The organism is Streptomyces sp. NPDC002701 (assembly GCF_042889045.1).
Taxonomy (GTDB): domain Bacteria; phylum Actinomycetota; class Actinomycetes; order Streptomycetales; family Streptomycetaceae; genus Streptomyces.
Genome location: NZ_JBIAQL010000002.1, coordinates 607,313 through 627,728 on the forward strand (window position 1 = coordinate 607,313; position 20,416 = coordinate 627,728).

At 72.0% G+C, this 20,416-nt stretch carries 18 protein-coding genes and 1 riboswitch; of the genes, 15 read left to right on the top strand and 3 right to left on the bottom strand.

Features of this window, described 5'->3' with window-relative positions; all coding sequences use genetic code 11:
- Positions 1–2: 2 nt before the first annotated feature.
- The 5 genes from ispG (at position 3) to ACFYXC_RS07020 (ending at position 5,568) form a co-directional block, all read left to right on the top strand.
- The gene (gene ispG, locus ACFYXC_RS07000; protein WP_388905187.1) at positions 3–1,184 is read left to right on the top strand and encodes a flavodoxin-dependent (E)-4-hydroxy-3-methylbut-2-enyl-diphosphate synthase; all 1,182 of its coding nucleotides are present in this window, start codon (positions 3–5) and stop codon (positions 1,182–1,184) included.
- Between the two features lie 28 nt (positions 1,185–1,212).
- Positions 1,213–3,303, top strand: a complete 2,091-nt coding sequence (gene dxs / locus ACFYXC_RS07005) for a 1-deoxy-D-xylulose-5-phosphate synthase (protein ID WP_389547833.1) — start codon at positions 1,213–1,215, stop codon at positions 3,301–3,303.
- Entirely contained in the window at positions 3,300–4,697 is a 1,398-nt protein-coding gene (locus tag ACFYXC_RS07010) for an aspartate aminotransferase family protein (RefSeq protein WP_389547835.1), read from the top strand. The genes dxs and ACFYXC_RS07010 overlap by 4 nt, the downstream gene beginning before the upstream one ends.
- Positions 4,698–4,774: 77 nt before the next feature.
- Positions 4,775–5,446 (top strand): helix-turn-helix domain-containing protein, encoded by a 672-nt coding sequence (locus ACFYXC_RS07015; protein ID WP_389547837.1) that lies wholly within the window; start codon positions 4,775–4,777, stop codon positions 5,444–5,446.
- Complete coding sequence (locus ACFYXC_RS07020; RefSeq protein WP_149511185.1) at positions 5,443–5,568, top strand: DUF6126 family protein; 126 nt, start codon at positions 5,443–5,445, stop codon at positions 5,566–5,568. Before ACFYXC_RS07015 ends, ACFYXC_RS07020 begins: the two co-directional genes overlap by 4 nt.
- Positions 5,569–5,585: 17 nt before the next feature.
- On the opposite strand, the gene ACFYXC_RS07025 is transcribed toward ACFYXC_RS07020, so the two are convergent.
- Positions 5,586–6,383: a tyrosine-protein phosphatase gene (locus ACFYXC_RS07025; RefSeq protein ID WP_389547841.1), complete on the bottom strand. Its 798-nt coding sequence runs from the start codon at positions 6,381–6,383 to the stop codon at positions 5,586–5,588.
- Between the two features lie 168 nt (positions 6,384–6,551).
- Here ACFYXC_RS07025 and ACFYXC_RS07030 point away from each other — a divergent pair, with 168 nt between their 5' ends.
- The 3 genes from ACFYXC_RS07030 (at position 6,552) to ACFYXC_RS07040 (ending at position 11,151) form a co-directional block, all read left to right on the top strand.
- Positions 6,552–8,669, top strand: coding sequence for an alpha-galactosidase (locus tag ACFYXC_RS07030; protein ID WP_389548414.1), 2,118 nt, complete (start codon positions 6,552–6,554; stop codon positions 8,667–8,669).
- A 300-nt stretch (positions 8,670–8,969) separates the two neighbouring features.
- Positions 8,970–9,126: riboswitch (cyclic di-AMP (ydaO/yuaA leader) on the top strand.
- 4 nt (positions 9,127–9,130) lie between these two features.
- Positions 9,131–10,090 carry a peptidoglycan DD-metalloendopeptidase family protein gene (locus ACFYXC_RS07035; RefSeq protein ID WP_389547844.1) on the top strand — a complete coding sequence of 320 codons (960 nt, stop codon included), beginning with the start codon at positions 9,131–9,133 and terminating at the stop codon, positions 10,088–10,090.
- 242 nt (positions 10,091–10,332) lie between these two features.
- Positions 10,333–11,151 (top strand): SGNH/GDSL hydrolase family protein, encoded by an 819-nt coding sequence (locus tag ACFYXC_RS07040; RefSeq protein ID WP_389547847.1) that lies wholly within the window; start codon positions 10,333–10,335, stop codon positions 11,149–11,151.
- Between the two features lie 128 nt (positions 11,152–11,279).
- On the opposite strand, the gene ACFYXC_RS07045 is transcribed toward ACFYXC_RS07040, so the two are convergent.
- Entirely contained in the window at positions 11,280–11,900 is a 621-nt protein-coding gene (locus ACFYXC_RS07045; RefSeq protein WP_389547850.1) for a TetR/AcrR family transcriptional regulator, read from the bottom strand.
- 68 nt (positions 11,901–11,968) lie between these two features.
- Positions 11,969–13,159, bottom strand: a complete 1,191-nt coding sequence (locus ACFYXC_RS07050) for a Glu/Leu/Phe/Val dehydrogenase dimerization domain-containing protein (RefSeq protein ID WP_389547853.1) — start codon at positions 13,157–13,159, stop codon at positions 11,969–11,971.
- Between the two features lie 301 nt (positions 13,160–13,460).
- On the opposite strand from ACFYXC_RS07050, the gene ACFYXC_RS07055 reads away from it, so the two are divergent.
- The 7 genes from ACFYXC_RS07055 (at position 13,461) to tdh (ending at position 20,352) form a co-directional block, all read left to right on the top strand.
- Positions 13,461–14,675, top strand: coding sequence for an MBL fold metallo-hydrolase (locus tag ACFYXC_RS07055; RefSeq protein ID WP_389547855.1), 1,215 nt, complete (start codon positions 13,461–13,463; stop codon positions 14,673–14,675).
- Positions 14,676–15,057: 382 nt separating this feature from the next.
- Entirely contained in the window at positions 15,058–17,082 is a 2,025-nt protein-coding gene (locus ACFYXC_RS07060; RefSeq protein ID WP_389547858.1) for an ATP-binding protein, read from the top strand.
- Between the two features lie 65 nt (positions 17,083–17,147).
- Positions 17,148–17,582: a roadblock/LC7 domain-containing protein gene (locus ACFYXC_RS07065; protein ID WP_388905201.1), complete on the top strand. Its 435-nt coding sequence runs from the start codon at positions 17,148–17,150 to the stop codon at positions 17,580–17,582.
- A gap of 2 nt (positions 17,583–17,584) precedes the next feature.
- Positions 17,585–17,956: a DUF742 domain-containing protein gene (locus ACFYXC_RS07070; protein ID WP_388905202.1), complete on the top strand. Its 372-nt coding sequence runs from the start codon at positions 17,585–17,587 to the stop codon at positions 17,954–17,956.
- Positions 17,934–18,533, top strand: coding sequence for an ATP/GTP-binding protein (locus ACFYXC_RS07075; RefSeq protein WP_388905203.1), 600 nt, complete (start codon positions 17,934–17,936; stop codon positions 18,531–18,533). Before ACFYXC_RS07070 ends, ACFYXC_RS07075 begins: the two co-directional genes overlap by 23 nt.
- Positions 18,530–19,144: a GAF domain-containing protein gene (locus tag ACFYXC_RS07080; protein WP_389547861.1), complete on the top strand. Its 615-nt coding sequence runs from the start codon at positions 18,530–18,532 to the stop codon at positions 19,142–19,144. The genes ACFYXC_RS07075 and ACFYXC_RS07080 overlap by 4 nt, the downstream gene beginning before the upstream one ends.
- Before the next feature lie 179 nt (positions 19,145–19,323).
- Positions 19,324–20,352 (top strand): L-threonine 3-dehydrogenase, encoded by a 1,029-nt coding sequence (gene tdh, locus ACFYXC_RS07085; protein WP_389547864.1) that lies wholly within the window; start codon positions 19,324–19,326, stop codon positions 20,350–20,352.
- The last annotated feature ends 64 nt before the right edge of the window (positions 20,353–20,416 follow it).

Genomic DNA, 20,416 nt, shown 5'->3' on the forward strand with positions numbered 1-20,416 from the left:
GCATGACCGCCGTCTCCCTCGGCGTCCCCGAGGTGCCGGTCCGGCCGATAGCGGAGCGCCGCGTCTCGCGGCGGATCCAGGTCGGACCGGTGGCGGTCGGGGGCGGGGCACCCGTGTCGGTGCAGTCGATGACGACGACCCGGACGTCGGACATCGGCGCCACGCTGCAGCAGATCGCCGAACTCACCGCGTCCGGCTGCGAGATCGTCCGCGTCGCCTGCCCCACGCAGGACGACGCGGACGCGCTGGCCACCATCGCCCGCAAGTCACAGATCCCGGTGATCGCGGACATCCACTTCCAGCCGAAGTACGTGTTCGCCGCGATCGAGGCGGGCTGCGCGGCGGTACGGGTGAACCCCGGCAACATCAAGCAGTTCGACGACAAGGTCCGCGAGATCGCGCGGGCCGCGAAGGACCACGGCACCCCGATCCGCATCGGGGTCAACGCCGGCTCGCTGGACCGGCGGCTGCTCCAGAAGTACGGGAGGGCGACACCGGAGGCCCTGGTCGAGTCGGCGCTCTGGGAGGCGTCGCTCTTCGAGGAGCACGACTTCCGGGACATCAAGATCTCGGTCAAGCACAACGACCCCGTGGTCATGGTCAACGCCTACCGGGAGCTGGCCGCCCGGTGCGACTACCCGCTGCACCTCGGGGTGACCGAGGCGGGGCCCGCCTTCCAGGGGACCATCAAGTCGGCGGTCGCCTTCGGGGCGCTGCTCGGCGAGGGCATCGGCGACACCATCCGCGTGTCCCTGAGCGCGCCGCCCGCCGAGGAGTGCAAGGTCGGCATCCAGATCCTGGAATCGCTGGGGCTGCGGCAGCGACGGCTGGAGATCGTCTCGTGTCCCTCCTGCGGGCGGGCCCAGGTGGACGTCTACAAGCTCGCCGACGAGGTCACGGCGGGTCTGGACGGCATGGAGGTGCCCCTGCGCGTCGCGGTCATGGGCTGCGTCGTCAACGGGCCGGGAGAGGCGCGGGAGGCGGACCTGGGGGTCGCCTCCGGCAACGGCAAGGGCCAGATCTTCGTCAGGGGCGAGGTCATCAGGACGGTCCCCGAGTCGAAGATCGTGGAGACCCTCATCGACGAGGCGATGAAGATCGCCGAGCAGATGGAGGCGGACGGCGTCGCATCGGGCGAGCCGCAGGTCACAGCGCCGGGGAAACCCACCGTCACTGTGAGGTAGCTACACACGGACCGAGAGGGGGCCGAGCGTGACGATTCTGGAGACCATCCGGGGACCACGCGACCTGAAGGCGCTGTCCGAGGCCGAGATAGGCCGAGTGGCCGAAGAGATCCGGGAGTTCCTGGTGCACGCCGTCGCCAGGACCGGGGGGCATCTGGGACCCAACCTGGGAGTGGTGGAACTGTCCATCGCGCTCCACCGGGTCTTCGAGTCCCCGGTCGACCGCATCCTGTGGGACACCGGCCATCAGAGCTATGTGCACAAGCTTCTGACGGGTCGTCAGGACTTTTCCAAGCTGCGCGGCAAGGGCGGCCTCTCCGGCTACCCCTCGCGGGAGGAGTCCGAGCACGACGTCATCGAGAACAGCCACGCGTCCACCGCGCTCGGCTGGGCCGACGGGCTCGCCAAGGCCCGCCAGGTGCAGGGGGAGAAGGGGCACGTCGTCGCGGTCGTCGGCGACGGCGCGCTCACCGGCGGCATGGCCTGGGAGGCGCTGAACAACATCGCCGCCGCCAAGGACCGGCCGCTGATCATCGTCGTCAACGACAACGAACGCTCGTACTCGCCGACCATCGGCGGGCTCGCCAACCATCTGGCGACCCTGCGGACCACCGACGGCTACGAGAAGGTCCTGGCCTGGGGCAAGGACGTCCTGCTGAGCATGCCCGTCGTCGGCGGCACCCTCTACGAGTCGCTGCACGGCGCCAAGAAGGGCTTCAAGGACGCGTTCGCGCCGCAGGGCATGTTCGAGGACCTGGGGTTGAAGTACGTCGGGCCGATCGACGGGCACGACGTGGGCGCGGTCGAGTCGGCCCTGCGGCGCGCGAAACGCTTCCACGGACCCGTGCTCGTCCACTGCCTGACCGAGAAGGGGCGCGGCTACGAGCCGGCGCTCGCGCACAAGGAGGACCACTTCCACACGGTCGGCGTGATGGACCCGCTCACCTGCGAGCCGCTCGCGCCCTCCAACGGGCCCTCCTGGACCTCCGTGTTCGGCGACGAGATCGTGCGCGTCGGCGAGGAACGCGCGGACGTCGTCGCCATCACGGCGGCCATGCTGCACCCGGTGGGCCTCGCGAAGTTCGCCGAGAGGTTCCCCGACCGGGTGTGGGACGTCGGTATCGCCGAGCAGCACGCCGCGGTGTCCGCGGCCGGGCTCGCGACCGGCGGGCTGCATCCGGTCGTCGCCGTGTACGCGACCTTCCTCAACCGGGCCTTCGACCAGCTCCTCATGGATGTCGCGCTGCACCGCTGCGGAGTGACGTTCGTGCTGGACCGCGCCGGGGTGACCGGAGTCGACGGGGCGTCGCACAACGGTATGTGGGACATGTCCGTCCTCCAGGTCGTGCCGGGGCTCAGGATCGCCGCCCCGCGCGACGCCGGCCAGTTGCGCGCCCAGCTGCGTGAGGCGGTCGCCGTGGACGACGCGCCGACCGTGCTCCGCTTCCCCAAGGAGTCGGTGGGCCCCGACATCCCGGCGGTCGACCGGGCGGGCGGCGTCGACGTGCTGCACCGCGGCGAACGGTCCGACGTGCTCCTCGTCGCCGTCGGCGTGATGGCACCGGTGTGCCTGCACGCGGCCGAGCTCCTGGAGGCCCGGGGCATCGGCTGCACGGTGGTGGACCCGCGCTGGGTCAAGCCCGTCGATCCCGCGCTGCCCGGGCTCGCCGCCGGACACCGCATGGTCGCGGTGGTCGAGGACAACAGCCGGGCCGCCGGGGTGGGGGCGGCCGTCGCACTCGCCCTCGGTGACGCCGAGGTCGACGTCCCCGTACGCCGGTTCGGCATCCCCGAGCAGTTCCTCGCGCACGCCAAGCGGGGCGAGGTGCTGGCCGACATCGGTCTGACCCCGGTCGAGATCGCGGGCCGCATCAGCGCGAGCCTGACCGTACGGGACGCCGGCCGGGACGCCCGCCCGGCTGCCGCGGAGGCCGGCCTCGTTGACGTGGCGCGGGCTCCCGGCGGACGGGCCGCCACGAAGCGGGCGCGGAAGGCGCCGGCCGACGGGCAGGGCGCCGCCGGACGCAGGACCGACGGGTCGGCGGGCGGCAACGGGAAGCGGGGGGCCGCCGGGAAACCGGCCGCGAAGAAGCACGCGTCCAAGGAGAAACAGGAATGACGACCAGCGACCCCCAGGAGTTCGACCTCGCCCGCCTCCTCGCCGAACGCGGGGCCGAGCGCTACGAGCTGCACGCGAAGTACCTGAACCACCAGCTCCCGCGCATGCTGCACACCATCGGCTTCGACAAGGTCTACGAGCGGGCCGAGGGCGCCCACTTCTGGGACGCTGACGGCAACGACCACCTGGACATGCTCGCCGGATTCGGGGTGATGGGCCTCGGCCGCCACCACCCCGTCGTCCGCAAGGCGCTGCACGACGTCCTCGACGCCGGGCTCGCGGACCTCACCCGCTTCGACTGCCAGCCGCTGCCCGGGCTGCTGGCGGAGAGGCTGCTCGCCCACAGCCCGCACCTGGACCGGGTGTTCTTCGGCAACAGTGGCACGGAGGCCGTCGAGACCGCGCTGAAGTTCGCCCGGTACGCCACCGGGAAGCCGCGCGTGCTGTACTGCGCGCACTCCTTCCACGGCCTGACCACCGGGTCCCTGTCCGTGAACGGCGAGGACGGCTTCCGGGACGGCTTCGCCCCGCTGCTGCCCGACACGGCGGTCCCGCTCGGCGACCTCGACGCCCTGGCGGCCGAGCTGCGCAAGGGCGATGTCGCCGCACTGATCGTCGAACCGATCCAGGGCAAGGGCGTGCACGAGTCGCCGCCCGGCTACCTGCGCGCGGCCCAGGAGCTGCTGCGCGGGCACCGGGCGCTGCTCATCGTGGACGAGGTACAGACCGGGCTCGGCCGGACCGGGGACTTCTACGCCTACCAGCACGAGGACGGCGTCGAGCCGGACCTGGTCTGTGTGGCGAAGGCCCTGTCCGGCGGCTATGTGCCCGTGGGCGCGACCCTCGGCAGGGACTGGATCTTCAAGAAGGTCTACTCCTCCATGGACCGCGTCCTCGTGCACTCCGCGAGCTTCGGCTCCAACGCGCAGGCCATGGCGGCCGGCCTCGCCGTGCTGTCGGTCATGGAGAACGAGCAGATCGTGGCGAACGCCCGCGCCACGGGCGAGCTCCTGCGGACCCGCCTCACCGCCCTCGTCGACACGTACGAGCTGCTCAGCGACGTCCGCGGCCGTGGGCTGATGATCGGCATCGAGTTCGGCCGCCCCACCTCCCTGAAGCTGCGCGGCCGGTGGACGATGCTGCAGACCGCGCGCAAGGGGCTGTTCGCGCAGATGGTGGTCGTGCCGCTGCTGCAGCGGCACCGCATCCTCACCCAGGTCTCCGGCGACCACCTGGAGGTGATCAAGCTGATCCCGCCACTGGTGATCGACGAACAGGACGTGGACCGGTTCGTGGGCGCCTTCACCGCCGTGATGGACGACGCGCACAGCGGGGGCGGACTGATGTGGGACTTCGGGAAGACACTGGTCAAGCAGGCGGTCGCCAACAGGTAGGGCGTACCGGATCACGGCCTTTTGCCTCCGGGGCAAGGAATTTGCCCCGGAGGCAAAGCTGCGGCTCAATGGAACACATGAGCCCTGCCAAGGGTACGAGCCCTTCCGAGCCGGTGGCGGCCGGGGGCCGGCTGCCCGCCGTCGCCCCCCGACTGCGCGCGCTGCGGCGCCGCGCCTCGCTCACCCTGGAGTCCGCGGCCCGCGCCGCCGGGCTCTCGCCCGCCCATCTCTCCCGGCTCGAGACCGGGCAGCGGCAGCCCTCGCTGCCCATGCTGCTCGCGCTGGCCCGTATCTATGCGACCACCGTGTCGGACCTGCTCGGTGAGACGGTCACCGAGCGGGACGCGGTCGTGCGCTCCGCCGACATGGAGCCCACGCAGGCGGGCGGCTGGACGTACTGGCGGGCCGGTGCGGCCGGACGCGGTATGCAGTCCCTGCGGGTGCACGTCCCCTACGGGGCGCAGGGCGACATCGTGCGGGTCCACCCCGGCGAGGAGTGGCTGTACGTCCTCCAGGGGCGGCTGCGGCTGCGCCTCGGGGACACCGCACACGTCCTCGCGCCCGGCGACAGCGCGCACTTCGACTCGCTGACCCCCCACCGGATCGCCGCCGCGGACCGGGACGGGGCCGAGCTCCTCTTCGTGCACACCCTGCTGCAGAGTCCGACGACCGCGCTGTGTCTCGGACCGGCGACGACCTCGACGACGATCCCCACGACCCCGGCGACGCATCAAGGAGACGGCTCATGAAGGACCTGGAGGAGAAGTTCCCGCGCGCGCTGTGGGTCCGGCTCATCATCTACGTGGCGGTCGGGCACGTCTTCGCCGCCTTCATCTACCTGCTGTTCACCCTCGGAGCGCAGAACCAGTAGCCCGGCCTCCGATGGGGTCAGTCGAGGAACCGGTCGCGCAGCCGCTCGCGTATCGCGGGGGTCACGCCGAGCGCCTGCTCCAGGTACGCGTCGACCCCGCCCCACGTCTCCTCGATCGTCCGGAACGCCGCCGCCAGGTACTCGGCGCGTGCGTCGAAGAGCGGGCTGAGCAGCTCCATCACCTCGGGTGTGTACGCGGAGGCGGCGGAACCGGCGCGGCGGACCTTGTAGCGGCGGTGCGTCGCGTTCGACTCCAGGTAGTCCGTCAGGACGGCGTCCCGCTCGACGCCGAGGGCCAGCAGCGTCACCGCGACGGAGAGGCCGGCCCGGTCCTTGCCCGCCGCGCAGTGCATCAGGGCCGGGACGCTGTCCTCGGCCAGCGCGTGCAGCACCTGCCGGTGCTCGCTCGTGCGCTCCCTGATGATCGTGCGGTAGGACGTGATCATGCGGTTCGCCGCCCGGCCGTCGGCGAGCAGTTCGCGCAGCTGGTCCAGGTCCCCGCTGCGGACCATCTTCCAGAACTCGGCGCCGTCCGCCGGGTCGGTCAGCGGGAGGTTCACGTTCCGCACGCCGGGCAGTTCGACGTCGGCGCCCTCGAGCTTCATGTCCGCCGCGTTGCGGAAGTCGAAGATCGTGTGCAGGCCCAGGGAAGCGAGGAACGCGGCGTCCGACGCCGTCGCGTGCGCGAGGTGACCGCTGCGGAACAGCCGCCCGTACGCCACCCGCCGGCCGTCCGTCGTCGGCAGGCCGCCCACGTCGCGGAAGTTGCGCACGCCGGCCAGTTCGGGCTCGGTCGACGGGACCTGCTGCGTCACGGGGGCTCCCTCCATCCGCTGCCGACGCGGCTCGTCGACGAGGTGCGTGTCCGACGATACGACATCGGTTCGTAGGCCAATGAGTTGTCCACAGGCGTTGCCCGAAGGGCGGGTCGGCCCTGATGATGTTGGGGCTTGAGCGTGCCTGTTCGAATATGTGAGGGCTTGATGGTAGAGATCGGCGCAGACGGTCGTACGTGGCTTCTGTCGGGACCCACGAGCAGCTACGGCCTGCGGCTCGATGGCGAGGACGAGCTGCTGCATCTGCACTGGGGCCCGCGGATCGCCCTTGCCGACGCCGAGGCGCTCGCGGCGGGTCCCGGCCCGGAGTACTGGCCGTTCGAGGCGACCCTCGACGGTCACGAGGAGTACCCGGTCGAGGGCGGCCCCCGCTTCGTGCGGCCCGCCCTGTCCGTGCGGACGCCCGACCGGCGCGGCACCGAGTGGCGCTTCGAGGGGTACGAGACCGACGGAGCCGACGCAAGGGGCGGAGCCGGCGGAACCGGTGGGGGCGAGCTGCGGCTGCGGTTCTCCGACTCGGGGCTCAACATCACGCTGCACTACCGGATGCGGGCCGGGTCCGACGTGGTGGAGCGATGGGTGACCCTCGCCAACGAAGGACCCGCCCTGGAGGTGCTGCGCGCCGACTCCGCTACCTGGACGCTGCCGCTCCGCGACGGGTGGCGGCTGTCCCAGCTGCACGGACGGTGGGCGGCCGAGTCCCGGCTGGTGCGATCGGAACTCACCTACGGCGAGAAGATCATCGGCAGCCGGCGCGGGCACACCGGCCATCAGCACCTGCCGTGGGTCGCCCTGGACGCGGACGGCACGGCGACCGAGGAGCTGGGCGAGGTCTACGGGTGTGCGCTCGCCTGGTCGGGGACCTGGCGCATCGCGGTGGCGCAACTGCCGGACGCGCGCGTGCAGATCACCGGCGGCGCCGGGTACGACGACTCGGGCCTGTTGCGACTGGAGCCGGGGGAGAGCTTCGTCACCCCGGTCTTCGCGGGGCTGTGGAGCGACGGCGGCTTCGGCGGGGCGAGCCGCGCCTGGCACGCGTACCAGCGCGCGTACGTGATCCCGGACGCGGACCGATACCGGCCCGTGCTCTACAACTCCTGGGAGGCCACGGAGTTCGACATCTCCGAGGAGCAACAGCGCGCCCTCGCCCGCCGGGCCGCCGACATGGGGGTCGAGCTGTTCGTGGTCGACGACGGCTGGTTCGGGGCGCGCACCAGCGACCGGGCCGGGCTCGGGGACTGGACGCCCAATCCGGACCGCTTCCCCGGCGGCCTCAAGCCGCTGGGCGACCACGTGCACGGGCTCGGGATGCGGTTCGGTGTCTGGGTCGAGCCCGAGATGGTCAACGCGGACAGCGACCTGTACCGCGCGCACCCGGACTGGGTGCAGTTCCAACCGGGACGGAAGAGGACGGAGCTACGCAATCAGCTCGTCCTGAACCTCGCCCGCGAGGACGTCCAGGAGTACCTGTGGGACCAGCTCGACACGCTGCTCTCCAGTGCCCCGATCGACTACGTGAAGTGGGACTTCAACCGCTGCTTCACCGACGCGGGCTGGCCGGGCGAGGCGTACCCGCAGAGGCTGTGGGTGGACCATGTGCACGCTCTGTACGCCCTGTTGGACCGGCTGCGGGCGGCCCATCCGGGAGTGGCCTTCGAATCCTGCTCGGGCGGCGGCGGCCGGATCGACCTCGGAATCATGTCCCGTACGGACCAGGTGTGGACATCCGACAACACGGACCCGCTCGACCGGCTCGCCATCCAGCACGGGTTCAGCCAGGTGCATCCCGCGCGGGTGATGGCCGCCTGGGTCACCGACAGCCCGAACACGCAGCTCAACGGACGCGTCAGCTCGCTGCGTCTGCGGTTCGTCAGCGCGATGACCGGCGTGCTGGGAGTCGGCGGCGACCTGACCCGGTGGAGCGACGGGGAACTGGCCGAGGCGCGGGGCTGGGTGGAGCTCTACAAGGAGATCCGGCCCGTCGTGCAGGGTGGTGACCTGTACCGGCTGCGGGCGCCCGAGGGCGGCCTGAGCGCCGTGCAGTACGTCCGTGGCGCGGAGGTCGTCGTCCTGGCCTGGCTCCAGGCGCAGCACTACGGTGAACCGCTTCCGCCGCTCAGGCTGCGCGGCCTCGACGCGAGGGCGTCGTACGAATGCCTCGAAACGGGCGAAGTGCACCGGGGTGCGGTGCTGTTGCACCACGGGGTGCGGACGGGGCTGCGTGGGGACCTGGATGCGGCAGTTATCCGACTGCGTCGCATGTGACTGTTGTGTCCGTAATGGAGCTTTCGTTCCAACTCGCCCTCGGGTGAGGGCTCCTGGGGCGGCCGTGGTGAGCAGTGTCATAGTCGTGACGTTCCGCTGTCGCCATGCTCGCGTAAGTCCGCTTTGTTTCCTGGGGCGCAGCGGACGCGGCGGTCCCCCGGTTCACACACGGTGACGGGTAGGCACACCTGGGATCAAGAAAACGGAGCACACAGGAAACCCCAGAGGTTGTTCCCGCCTCTCCATGTCGCTTACGTTCACCTCCAATCCGGACGGACGCCCAATCCTGCCGCCGCCCGGAATCCGCACTCACCCGTACGAGGCAGGAGCGGGGGACCCACAGGTACGACGCCTGTTCCGGTCTCCGGAACGGCTAGGGGTTAAGCCGCGCGCAAGCACGGCCGGGCATCTCCAGCTCGCACCCGACAGCTCACCTCGCAGGCGCCGGAGAGGAATTCGTCATGCCCGCGAAGGGTAAGCACCGCCGTCCCAAGGCCCAGCGTCTCACTCGCTCCATAGCCGCCGCCGGAACCGGGGGCGCCGCACTGGCCCTGCCGCTCCTCGGCGCGGCCGGAGCGCACGCGGCGACTCCGCAGTCCGCCGCCGACTCCGTCCCGAGTACCTCGAATGCCGCGGGCAAAGCCCCGGAATCCGCTCCGGCCGCCGAGAAGAAGGCCGAAGCGCGAAAGGGCGAGGCCAAGAAGGTCACGACCAGGACGTACGCCGTGCGGTCGGGCGACTCCCTGTCGAAGATCGCCGACACGCAGGACGTCACCGGCGGCTGGAAGAAGCTGTACGCGGACAACCGCACCTCGATCGGCGGTGACCCGTCGCTCATCCACCCGGGTCTGAAGCTCGCGCTCGGCGGCAAGGCCGCCGCCACCCCGAGCACCGGCTCCAGCACCTCCGGGTCCGGCCAGTCCGCCGACAGGAAGACGGACACGGACAAGAAGGCGGCCCCGAGCAAGAAGACGACGACCACGGCGTCCAGGACGGCGGCCACCGCGACCGCCACCGGCTTCTCGCTGCCGGTCGCGAGCCCCACGGTCGGCACCCCGTACAAGATGTCCGGCAGCATGTGGTCCAGCGGCTACCACACCGGCGTCGACTTCGTGGTTCCCACCGGCACCTCCCTGAAGGCCGTCGGCGCCGGCACGGTCGTCTCCGCCGGCTGGGGCGGCGCGTACGGCAACCAGGTCGTCATCCGGCTCGCCGACGGCCACTACGCCCAGTACGCCCACCTGTCCTCCCTCTCCGTCTCGGCCGGTCAGACCGTGACCGGGGGCCAGCAGGTCGGCCTCTCCGGCGCGACGGGCAATGTCACGGGTCCGCACCTGCACTTCGAGATCCGCACCGGCGCGGGCTACGGCTCGGACGTGGACCCGCTGGCCTACCTGCGCGCCAAGGGCGTCTCCCTCTGAGACCGGGCCCGCAGTCGCGGGCCGTACCGCCCGGCTCGTCCGTTCCGAAGGCCGGACCCCCTGATCCCCGGGGTCCGGCCTTCGGCATGCCGTGACGCCGGTGTCCGGGAGCCGCGGCACGATTCGTGTAGGCGCCCGTTATTCCGGGGTTGACCAACACTTGACGCGTGGCTTTTCTCACCGGTCGTCAACCCCTTCCTACGGTCGCGTAGCTCACACCGGAAGGTGAATCATGGGCCGACGTGGCAGACGATTCGAAGAACGACAACAGATCACCGATCGGGTCGTACGTGGCGGTGGGGGACAGCTTCACCGAGGGCGTCGGCGACCCCGGCCCGGACGGGGCGTACGTCGGATGGGCGGACAGGTTCGCGGTGCTGCTCGCGGACCGGCGGCCCGAGGGCGACTTCAGGTACACCAATCTCGCGGTCCGCGGGAAGCTGCTCGACCAGATCGTCGCGCACCAGCTGCGGCGCGCCAGGGAACTGGCTCCGGACCTGGTCTCCTTCTGCGCGGGCGGCAACGACATCATCCGGCCGGGCACCGACCCCGACGAGGTCGCCGAACGCTATGAACGCGCCGTCGCGGACCTCACGTCGGCCGTCGGCACGGTCCTCGTGACCACCGGCTTCGACACCCGTGGCGTACCCGTGCTCCGGCACATGCGCGGCAAGATCGCCACGTACAACCTGCATCTGCGGGCCATCGCCGACCGGTACGGCTGTCCGGTGCTCGACCTGTGGTCCCTCAGGACCATCCAGGACCGGCGGGCCTGGGACGGCGACCGGCTCCACCTGTCGCCCGAGGGGCACACCCGGGTCGCCCTGCGCGCCGGGCAGGTCCTCGGCCTGGAGGTGCCCGCGGACCCGGACCAGCCCTGGCCCCCGCTGCCGCCGCGCGGCACGTCGGAGGTGCGGCGGGACAACATCCAGTGGGCGCGCGAGTACCTCGTGCCGTGGATCGGCCGGCGGCTGCGCGGGGAGTCCTCGGGCGACCGGGTGGTGGCGAAGGGAAGCCTCTCGCCGGGCGACATCAAGACGTGGATCGAAGCGGTGGCCTGAACACCGCGGGAGGCCGGAGATCCGAGGGGTGGCCGGTGTCGCTCGACCGGTGTGCCGGGCGACAGCGGCCACCCCTCGCCGCCGCGACCGGCCCGAGCGCCACGCCGACGCGTCCCGGGTACGCCGTCTCAGGCGCCCGGCGCCCGCAGCGCCTCGTGCTCCAGTCCCAGCTCCCGGGCCAGCGCCTCGTCCACCCACCGCTGGGTACGGGCGCGGGACACCGCGCCCGGGTACGCCGTCATCTGCACGGCCAGCCCGTCCAGCAGGGCGGTGAGGCGCAGCGCCGTGCCGGCCGGGTCCGGGCAGTGGAACTCGCCCCCGGCCACACCCTCGGCGATCACCTCGGTGAGCGCGGCCTTCCAGCGCCGGTCCAGGTCACGGGTGACGTCCCGCAGCACGGGCTCGCGCAGCGCCACCGCCCAGCCCTCGATCCACAGCCGCCAGCCCTTGGCCTGCCCGGTCGGCGCGTACCACCGCACGGCGGCCCGCAGCCGCCGCAGCGCCGTCGTCCGGCGGCCGAGCAGCTTCCGCAGCCGGGCGAGGTCGTCCTCGGCCGCGTACGTGAACGCGGCGGCGACCAGTTTCTCCTTGGTGGAGAAGTGGTAGAGCACCAGCGCGTTGCTCACCCCGAGCGCGTTCGCCACGTCGGCGATCCGTACCGCGGACACGCCGCGCTCCTCGATCTGCCGGACGGCGGACCGCAGCAGTTCCTCGCGCCGCTCCGCCACTCCCAACCGCACTCTTGCCACCGGGCAACCTTATGGCCCGGCCGGACGCGGCGGCGCCGCAGGGGCGGTTACCGGCCGCGCAGGGACCGTCACCGGTACCAGCCGAACCGCTCGGCGATCACCGGCAGCCGCTCCGCGGCGATGGCGTGCGCCGCCGCGCGCGCGGTGGTGCCGTCGGCCTCCGCGCGCGCGAGCGTCCGGTCGACCAGGGCGCGCATCGAGCGCCGCGTGTACGCGAACGCCTCGTCCGCGTCGGCCCCGATGTCACCGAACAGCGTCCACCACCACCAGGCGTTGGTCCCGGAGTTGACCACGACGTCCGGCAGGACGGTGACACCGCGCGCGGCGAGCAGCTCCTCCGCCTCGGGCAGGACGGGCATGTTGGCCGCCTCGACGATCCAACGCGCCGTGATCCGGGCCTGGTTGACGGTGTCGACGGCGTACGAGACCGCGGCCGGCACCAGTACGTCCGCCCCGGCGGACAGCCAGGCGTCGGCGGCCAGTTCGCGGTCGGCGGGACGCAGGGCCGCGCGGTCCACCGTGCCGTACGCGTCGCGCGCGGCGAGCAGCGCCTCGACGTCCAGCCCCGCCGGGTTGGCGATCGTGCCCTTCACGTCGGCGACCGCCACGACGCTCAGACCCGCCCGCGCCAGGAACCGGGCCGTGGCCCCGCCCATGGTGCCCAGCCCCTGCACGGCGACCCGCGTCCCGCCGTACGCGGTCCCGGCCCGGTCCAGGGCCGTGAGCACCGACTCGGCCACCCCGCAGCCGCCGACCAGTTCGTCCAGGCCGATGCCGTCCACCTCCACCGCGAACGCGTCCGCCAGCCGCCGCCGTGCCGCCCCCTCGTCGTCGAGCAGCGGATACACGGCCTGGATCGACGACACGAGCCCCGCCTCCGAGGCGGCCCGGTCGACGAGGTCCTGGGTGAGCCCGAGGTCCTCGCCGGTGGTCCAGTGGTTCTCGATGTACGGGCGCATCGCGCGCAGATAGCGCACGAGCAGGCCGTACGCCTCCGGGTCCCGGGGGTCGCAGTCGATGCCGCCCTTGGCGCCGCCGAGCGGGACGTAGCGGCCCTCGGGGTTGTAGTGCAGCGCCTCCTTCATGGTCATCCCCCTGGCCAGGCCCGCGACTTCGTCCAGCGTGCACCCCGCCCGCATCCGCAGCCCGCCGCTGGAGACACCGCGCACCAGACGGTCCACGACCAGGTGCCCCCGGCGGCCGGTGACATGGTCGGTCCAGGTGAGCGACAACAGGGGAGTGCCGTCCGCGGCGGTCACATGGTCTCCTCGGGAACAGAGATCGGCGTTGGAACGTTTGACGGGCTGGGAGCGGGGCGCAGTCGGTGCCCCGCTGCCGGTCCGGCACCGCCGCCACTGAACGATCGGTCAGTAGGGAAAGTGCCGGGCAGGTCTGTCACCGTACTGAAGGGATCTTCGGGACGGTGACGGCGTCCGGAGTGATCCGGACGACACCCCCTGGCCGTGCCCGGCACGGACACCCTCCCGTCATGTGCCCGACCCGGCGCTGTCGGAGGCGGTGACCATAATGGAAAAACAGACCCACCCACCTGGAGGTGCCGTGACCGGTTCCCGTTCCCTGAGCTCCGGGCTCCGTGCTCTGCGCCCCGCCGCATTCGGTGCGGATCCGAGTGGCGAGCGCATGGAGCGCATCCGCAGATCCCCGAACTACGCGGACGGCGTCTTCCGCAACCCCGAGGGCGCCCCCCGTCCGGACGGCGCCATGCTCGAGGTCGCGAAGATCTACTTCCGTAAGGAGGAGCGCGTCCGCCGCGCTCCGGCCGGCGTCGTGCCGGTGCATGCCACGACCCTCGCCGACCTCGCGTCGCCGCCGGCCTCGGGGCTGCGGCTGACGTGGATGGGCCACTCCAGCGTGCTCGCCGAGATCGACGGGCACCGGGTCCTCTTCGACCCCGTCTGGGGCGAGAGGTGCTCTCCGGTCGCCTTCGCCGGGCCCAAGCGGCTGCACCCCGTGCCCGTGCCGCTGGCGGCACTCGGCCCGGTCGACGTGGTGGTCATCTCCCACGACCACTACGACCACCTGGACCTCCCCACGATCAAGGCCCTGGCCGACACGGACACGGTGTTCGCGGTGCCCCTCGGCGTCGGCGCCCACCTGGAGCACTGGGGCGTCCCGGCGGACCGGCTGCGCGAGCTGGACTGGCACGAGACGACGAAGGTCGGCGGCATCTCCCTGACCGCCACACCGGCCCGGCACTTCTGCGGCCGCGGCCTGCGCAACACGCAGCACACCCTCTGGGCCTCGTGGGCGGTGGCGGGCGACGAGCACCGGATCTACCACAGCGGCGACACCGGGTACTTCAAGGGCTTCCAGGACATCGGCGCCACGTACGGTCCCTTCGACGCCACGATGATCCAGATCGGTGCCTACAGCGAGTTCTGGCCCGACATCCACATGACGCCCGAGGAGGGCATGCGGGCCCACCTGGACCTCCAGGGCGGCAGCCCCTCCGGCGTGATGATGCCGATCCACTGGGCCACGTTCAACCTCGCGACGCACCCCTGGGCCGAGCCGGGGGAGGGCACCGTCGCCGCCGCCCACGAGGCGGGTGCCCGGATCGCGCTGCCCCGCCCCGGCGAACCCTTCGAACCCACGGCCGAGACCGTTCCCTCCGAGCCCTGGTGGCGCGGGGTGGCCCGGGCACCACAGGGCGGCTGGCCCGCCGTGCGGGAGACGCCGCACGCCGCACCGCGTGACACGCCGCGTGACAGGGCGACGGACACCGGAGACCCGGAGTCGGTACCGACCGGGTGACGTGGACGTGCCGGAAGGCGCTCGGCGAGGGCCGGGGGAGCGAACAGCTCCCCCGGCCCTCGCCGTTTTTCGATGACCGCTTCTGACCAGGTGCGATCGATTCGACGCGTGGTGCGAGCAGTCGTGCTCCGCACACTGAAGGGGCTTATCGGTCTGTCGTACGAACGCTCATACCAGAGCGGGACGTCGGCCGTCGGACTTCGTCAACTGCCCACCACACGTGATGCGGTGGCGACTACTGTGAGTGGCCGCTGAGCGACGCAGGGCCGCATGCACGGCCCTCGCGCCCGGCGCAGCGATGGCGTACGCCCCCAGCCGGCACACGCCTCGATCGCAGACCGGGGGAGCCCCACAGCCCCGACACACCAGTACGAGGACGTCGATGTCTCACCTCCGCGCACCGGCCGCACGCGCAGACCGCCGCGAGGGCGGACGGCACGGGCGGCCGGTCGCCCGCGCCACCCCCACGCTGCCCGAGACCCACATACGGCCCCAACTGCTCCGTCTCGCGGTCCTCCCGCCCCTCGCCGTGGCCCTCAGCGCGAGCGCCGCCGTGCTCTTCACCGTCCGCACGGCCGGCGCGCGCCCGGGCCCCACCCTGTGGATCGTGCTCGCCGGAGCCGTCGCGGTCGCTCTCGCGGCCATCGTGATCGCCACCGTCGCCGCCGAACGCGCCGCCCGGTCCGTGCACGACCGCGTCGGTTCGCTGCGCCGCACCAGCGCCCGCGGGCAGGCCGAGCTGCACACCCTCGTCGAGACGCTGCGCCGCGGGGACGGGCCGCCCGCCCGCAGACCGCGCGGCCGGCCCGCCCCGGACGCCGACGACTTCGACCTGCTCGCCGACGACCTGGCGTCCGCCCACGACGGCGCGATCGCCGCGGTGGTCCAGGCCGCGCAGCTCTCCAGCCACGCGGGCAGCGAGCAGAAGGTCGAGGTCTTCGTCAATCTGGCCCGGCGGCTCCAGTCCCTCGTGCACCGCGAGATCTCGATCCTCGACGAGCTGGAGAACCAGATCGAGGACCCGGACCTCCTCAAGGGCCTCTTCCACGTCGACCACCTCGCCACCCGTATCCGGCGCCACGCCGAGAACCTCGCGGTGCTCGGCGGCGCCGTCTCGCGCCGGCAGTGGAGCAATCCCGTCTCCATGACCGAGGTGCTGCGCTCCGCGACGGCGGAGGTCGAGCAGTACTCACGGGTCAAACTCGTACCGCCCGTCGACGGGACCGTCCGCGGCCACGCCGTGGCCGACGTGATCCATCTGCTGGCCGAACTCGTCGAGAACGCGACGGTGTTCTCGGCGCCGCACACCCAGGTGCTGCTGCGGGCGAACGTGGTCACGTCCGGGCTCGCCGTCGAGGTCGAGGACCGCGGGCTCGGCATGCCGCCGGCCGAGCAGCACAAGATGAACGCGCTGCTCGCCGACCCCGATCAGGTGAACGTCGCGAGTCTGCTGCAGGACGGCCGGATCGGGCTGTTCGTCGTCTCGCAGCTCGCCCGCCGGCACGGGATCGCCGTCCGGCTGCAGACCAACATCTACGGCGGAGTGCAGGCCGTACTGGTCGTGCCGCAGGCGCTGCTCGGAGCGGAGGGCGACGGGCGCTCCGGGGCGCCCGGGGTCCCGGTGCGGGCGGCGCCCGTCCATGGCGCGCCGGCCCATGGGACGCCCTCTCCTGGCACGCCCACCCATGGGACGGCGGTCTCCCGTGGCACGCCGGCGCAGGGGATGTACTCGCAGGATGTGCGTGGCCACGGTGGTACGGCATGGCAGGACACCTCGGCGCAGAGCTCCCCGGCACATGGGGTCCCAACGCATGGGGCGGCCTCAGTACAGGGGACGCCTGCCCGTGGTGTGCCGGCAGCGGCACAGCGGGACGGTACGCCCGTCGGGCTGACCGTGGTGAACGGTGGCGGCGCCCCCGTCCCGCTGCCGGTGCGCGGCGCCGAGACGAGGGCCAACCCGGCCGAGGCCGTCCCCGGTGTCCGGCCCGGCGACCGGCGGTTCGTCGCCGAGAACGCCGCCCGGCCGCCCACTCCCCGCAACGGCGCGGCGCGCGGCAGTACGTCCCGGCCCCAGCTGCCCAGACGGCGGGCCCAGGAGCACATGGTGCCGGAGCTGCGCGGCGGGCCCGCGCCCCGGCAGGAGTCCGAGTTCCTCGTAGGACACGACCCCGGCCTGATGGCGGCGTTCCAGCGCGGAGTCGGGCTCGCCGAGGCCCAGTACCGGGACGTGGACCCCGTGGGCCCCGCCCATCCGTCCGCGCCGATGACCGAACCGTCCGCGCCGGCCGAACCGGCCGTGCCCACCGGACCGTCCGCGCCGACCGGAGCGCCCGCCGCGCGGGAGAGCGCGCACGCGTCCGGTCACGAACTCACCGCCCGGCACGACGGGAGCACACCGGCCGGATGAACCACGCCGCCCCCACCCGCACGTGCGCCCCCGCAGACCTTCGTACTTCAAGGAGTCGATCCCCCATGGCGAGCGATGTGCCGACCGGCCACGCATCCGACCTCGACTGGCTGATGAGTGGTTTGGTACAGCGCGTACCGCACACCAGAAGCGCGGTGCTGCTGTCCTGCGACGGCCTCGTGAAATCGGTGCACGGACTCGATCCCGACAGCGCCGACCACATGGCCGCGCTGGCCTCGGGGCTCTACTCCCTGGGGCGCAGCGCGGGCGTCCGCTTCGGCGACGGCGGAGACGTACGCCAGGTCGTCGTCGAACTGGACTCCACGCTGCTCTTCGTGACCACCGCGGGTTCCGGCACCTGTCTGGCCGTGCTGGCCGGCCGCGACGCCGACGCGGCCGTCCTCGGCTACGAGATGGCGATGCTGGTCAAGAGCGTCCGCCCGTACCTGGTGACCGCCCCGCGGCAGCACTCCGTCGAACCTTCGGCGATGAGGTCCTGACCGTGGCCGCGGCCGGTGACGGGCCCTGGCTCGACGGGGCGGCCGGACGCCTTGTGCGTCCCTACCAGGTCAGCAACGGACGGACCCGGCCGAGCACCGCGCTCGACCTCCTGTCCCATGTGATGGCCACCGGCGTCACCCCCCTCGGCTACCTCGGCCCGGAGCACGCCCAGGCCCTCGAACTGTGCCGCGACCCCGTGTCGGTGGCCGAGGTGGCCGCGCACCTGAAGCTGCCGGCGGCGGTGACCAAGGTGCTGCTGTCCGATCTGGTCGACTGCGGGGCGCTGTCCACGAAGGCCCCCACGTTCCACCACAACCCCACTGACCGGTCTCTTCTGGAGGCAGTGCTCGATGGACTACGACGACAGCTCTGACCCTTTCCCCACCGCGTTGAAGATCCTGGTGGCGGGAGGTTTCGGGGTGGGCAAGACCACCTTCGTCGGCGCGGTGAGCGAGATCGCGCCACTCAGCACGGAGGAACTGCTGACCACGGTCAGCGCCGCGACCGACAAGCTCGACGGCATCGAGAACAAGGTCGAGACGACCGTCGCGATGGACTTCGGGCGCATCACCCTGGACCCGGAACACGTGCTGTACCTGTTCGGCACGCCCGGACAGGAACGGTTCTGGTTCATGTGGGACGAGCTCTCCGAAGGCGCGCTCGGCGCGGTCGTCCTCGCCGACACCCGCCGTCTGGAGGAGTGCTTCGCCGCCGTCGACTTCTTCGAACAGCGCGGTCTCGGCTTCATCGTCGCCGTCAACGAGTTCGACGGGGGCTTCCGCTACGACCCGGAGGAGGTGCGAGCCGCCATCGACCTCGACCCGGACGTACCGATCGTCCGCTGCGACGCACGGATCTCCAGTTCAGGAGTGCAGACCCTGCTCACGCTCGTCCGGCACCTCCTCGCCCACGCGCCCTCGCGCGCCCCCAGTCACGGAGCACACACATGAGCTACGACCCGCCGCGCACGGCCGGTCGACTGCTGCTCACGCCCGAGGACAGGGAGGCACCCGCGCGAGCGTCCCGCCTGCGCGTGCTGGGCCTGGGGCAGCGCGCCGAACCGGCCCTGGACGCGTTCGCGGAGCGGCTGGCCGGGCTGGCCGGGGCGCCGTACGCGATGGTCAACTTCATCGGCGAGGAGCGGCAGTTCTTCGCGGGACTGCACACCCGGCCCGCCGGCGTGCCCGGCAGCGGCGGTGGCGGGAGCGACGACGGCAGCAGGGGCGGGGACGGGGGCGGTACGAAGGTCGCGCAGTTCGGACTCTGCCGCCACCTGGCCCGCGACTACGGCTTCTGTCCCCATGTGGTGGTCCGCCGCAAGGCGCTGGTGCTGGAGGACGTCCGGGACTATCCGCGCTTCGCCGGCAACCCGGTCGTCGACGAGTTCGGTATCCGTACCTACCTCGGCGCGCCTCTCCTCGACCGCACGGGCATCGCGCTCGGCACGGTGTGCGTCACCGATGTCGGGCCCAGACCCTGGGGGAGGGCCGGCCTGGACACCATCAAGGCGATGGCCGCCGAGCTGGTCGAACGCATCGAGCTGCGGGAGGGCGGCTTCTGAGCGGGGCCCGCCCGGCCGCGTACGCACCGGTGTGAAGGAAAGCTGCGGCGGCGCTTAAGAAAACCTCGATGGACCCGGGGCCCCGGTGTACGGCAGATTGCTGACCGAATCCACTCCTCTCCCCGGTGCGGGTGCCCTTCGGTATGCCTCGATCCGGGACCTCACGCACGGGAGCCCCGTTGAAGGCGCTGGTCAAGGAGAAGGCGGAGCCCGGGCTGCGGCTCATGGACGTGCCGGAGCCGGTCGTCGGTCCCGGCGACGTGCTGATCAAGGTCCTGCGGACCGGTATCTGCGGCACCGACCTGCACATCCGCAACTGGGACGGCTGGGCGCAGCAGACCATCGAGGCGCCCCTCGTGGTCGGTCACGAGTTCGTCGGCGAGGTCGTGGAGACGGGCCGGGACGTCGCCGACATCGCCGTGGGCGACCGGGTCAGCGGCGAGGGCCACCTCGTCTGCGGGAAGTGCCGCAACTGCCAGGCGGGCCGGCGCCACCTGTGCCGCGCGACGGTGGGGCTCGGGGTGGGACGCGACGGCGCGTTCGCCGAGTACGTGGCGCTGCCCGCGTCCAACGTGTGGGTGCACCGCGTCCCCGTCGACCTCGACGTGGCCGCGATCTTCGACCCGTTCGGCAACGCCGTGCACACCGCGCTGTCCTTCCCGCTGGTCGGCGAGGACGTCCTGATCACCGGCGCGGGCCCCATCGGCCTGATGGCCGCCGCGGTCGCCCGGCACGCCGGCGCCCGGCACGTCGTGATCACCGACGTCAGCGAGGACCGCCTGGACCTGGCCCGCAAGATCGGCGTCAGCCTCGCGCTGAACGTGAGCGAGTCGGGCATCGCCGACGGGCAGCGCGCGCTCGGCCTGCGCGAGGGCTTCGACATCGGCCTCGAGATGTCCGGCAACCCGGTGGCGATGCGGGACATGCTCGCCAACATGACGCACGGCGGCCGGATCGCCATGCTCGGGCTGCCGTCCGAGGAGTTCGCCGTCGACTGGTCCCGGATCGTCACCTCCATGATCACGATCAAGGGCGTCTACGGACGCGAGATGTTCGAGACCTGGTACGCGATGTCGGTGCTCCTGGAGGGCGGCCTCGACCTCGCGCCCGTGATCACCGGCCGCTACGGTCACCGTGACTTCGAGGCGGCCTTCGAGGACGCGGCGAGCGGCCGCGGCGGCAAGGTCATCCTCGACTGGACCATGTGACGACCTGAACGCATTCGAGAACTCCGGACCCCGCGTGGGCTCCGGCCTCCGGTCACCGGACTCT

Coding starts and splice junctions, on each gene's coding strand:
- ACFYXC_RS07010 (WP_389547835.1), top strand. CDS start 3,300: ATGACGACCAGCGACCCCCAGGAGTTCGACCTCGCCCGCCTCCTCGCC.
- ispG (WP_388905187.1), top strand. CDS start 3: ATGACCGCCGTCTCCCTCGGCGTCCCCGAGGTGCCGGTCCGGCCGATA.
- ACFYXC_RS07080 (WP_389547861.1), top strand. CDS start 18,530: ATGAGCTACGACCCGCCGCGCACGGCCGGTCGACTGCTGCTCACGCCC.
- ACFYXC_RS07065 (WP_388905201.1), top strand. CDS start 17,148: ATGGCGAGCGATGTGCCGACCGGCCACGCATCCGACCTCGACTGGCTG.
- ACFYXC_RS07020 (WP_149511185.1), top strand. CDS start 5,443: ATGAAGGACCTGGAGGAGAAGTTCCCGCGCGCGCTGTGGGTCCGGCTC.
- ACFYXC_RS07060 (WP_389547858.1), top strand. CDS start 15,058: ATGTCTCACCTCCGCGCACCGGCCGCACGCGCAGACCGCCGCGAGGGC.
- ACFYXC_RS07035 (WP_389547844.1), top strand. CDS start 9,131: ATGCCCGCGAAGGGTAAGCACCGCCGTCCCAAGGCCCAGCGTCTCACT.
- ACFYXC_RS07015 (WP_389547837.1), top strand. CDS start 4,775: ATGAGCCCTGCCAAGGGTACGAGCCCTTCCGAGCCGGTGGCGGCCGGG.
- ACFYXC_RS07075 (WP_388905203.1), top strand. CDS start 17,934: ATGGACTACGACGACAGCTCTGACCCTTTCCCCACCGCGTTGAAGATC.
- ACFYXC_RS07030 (WP_389548414.1), top strand. CDS start 6,552: ATGGTAGAGATCGGCGCAGACGGTCGTACGTGGCTTCTGTCGGGACCC.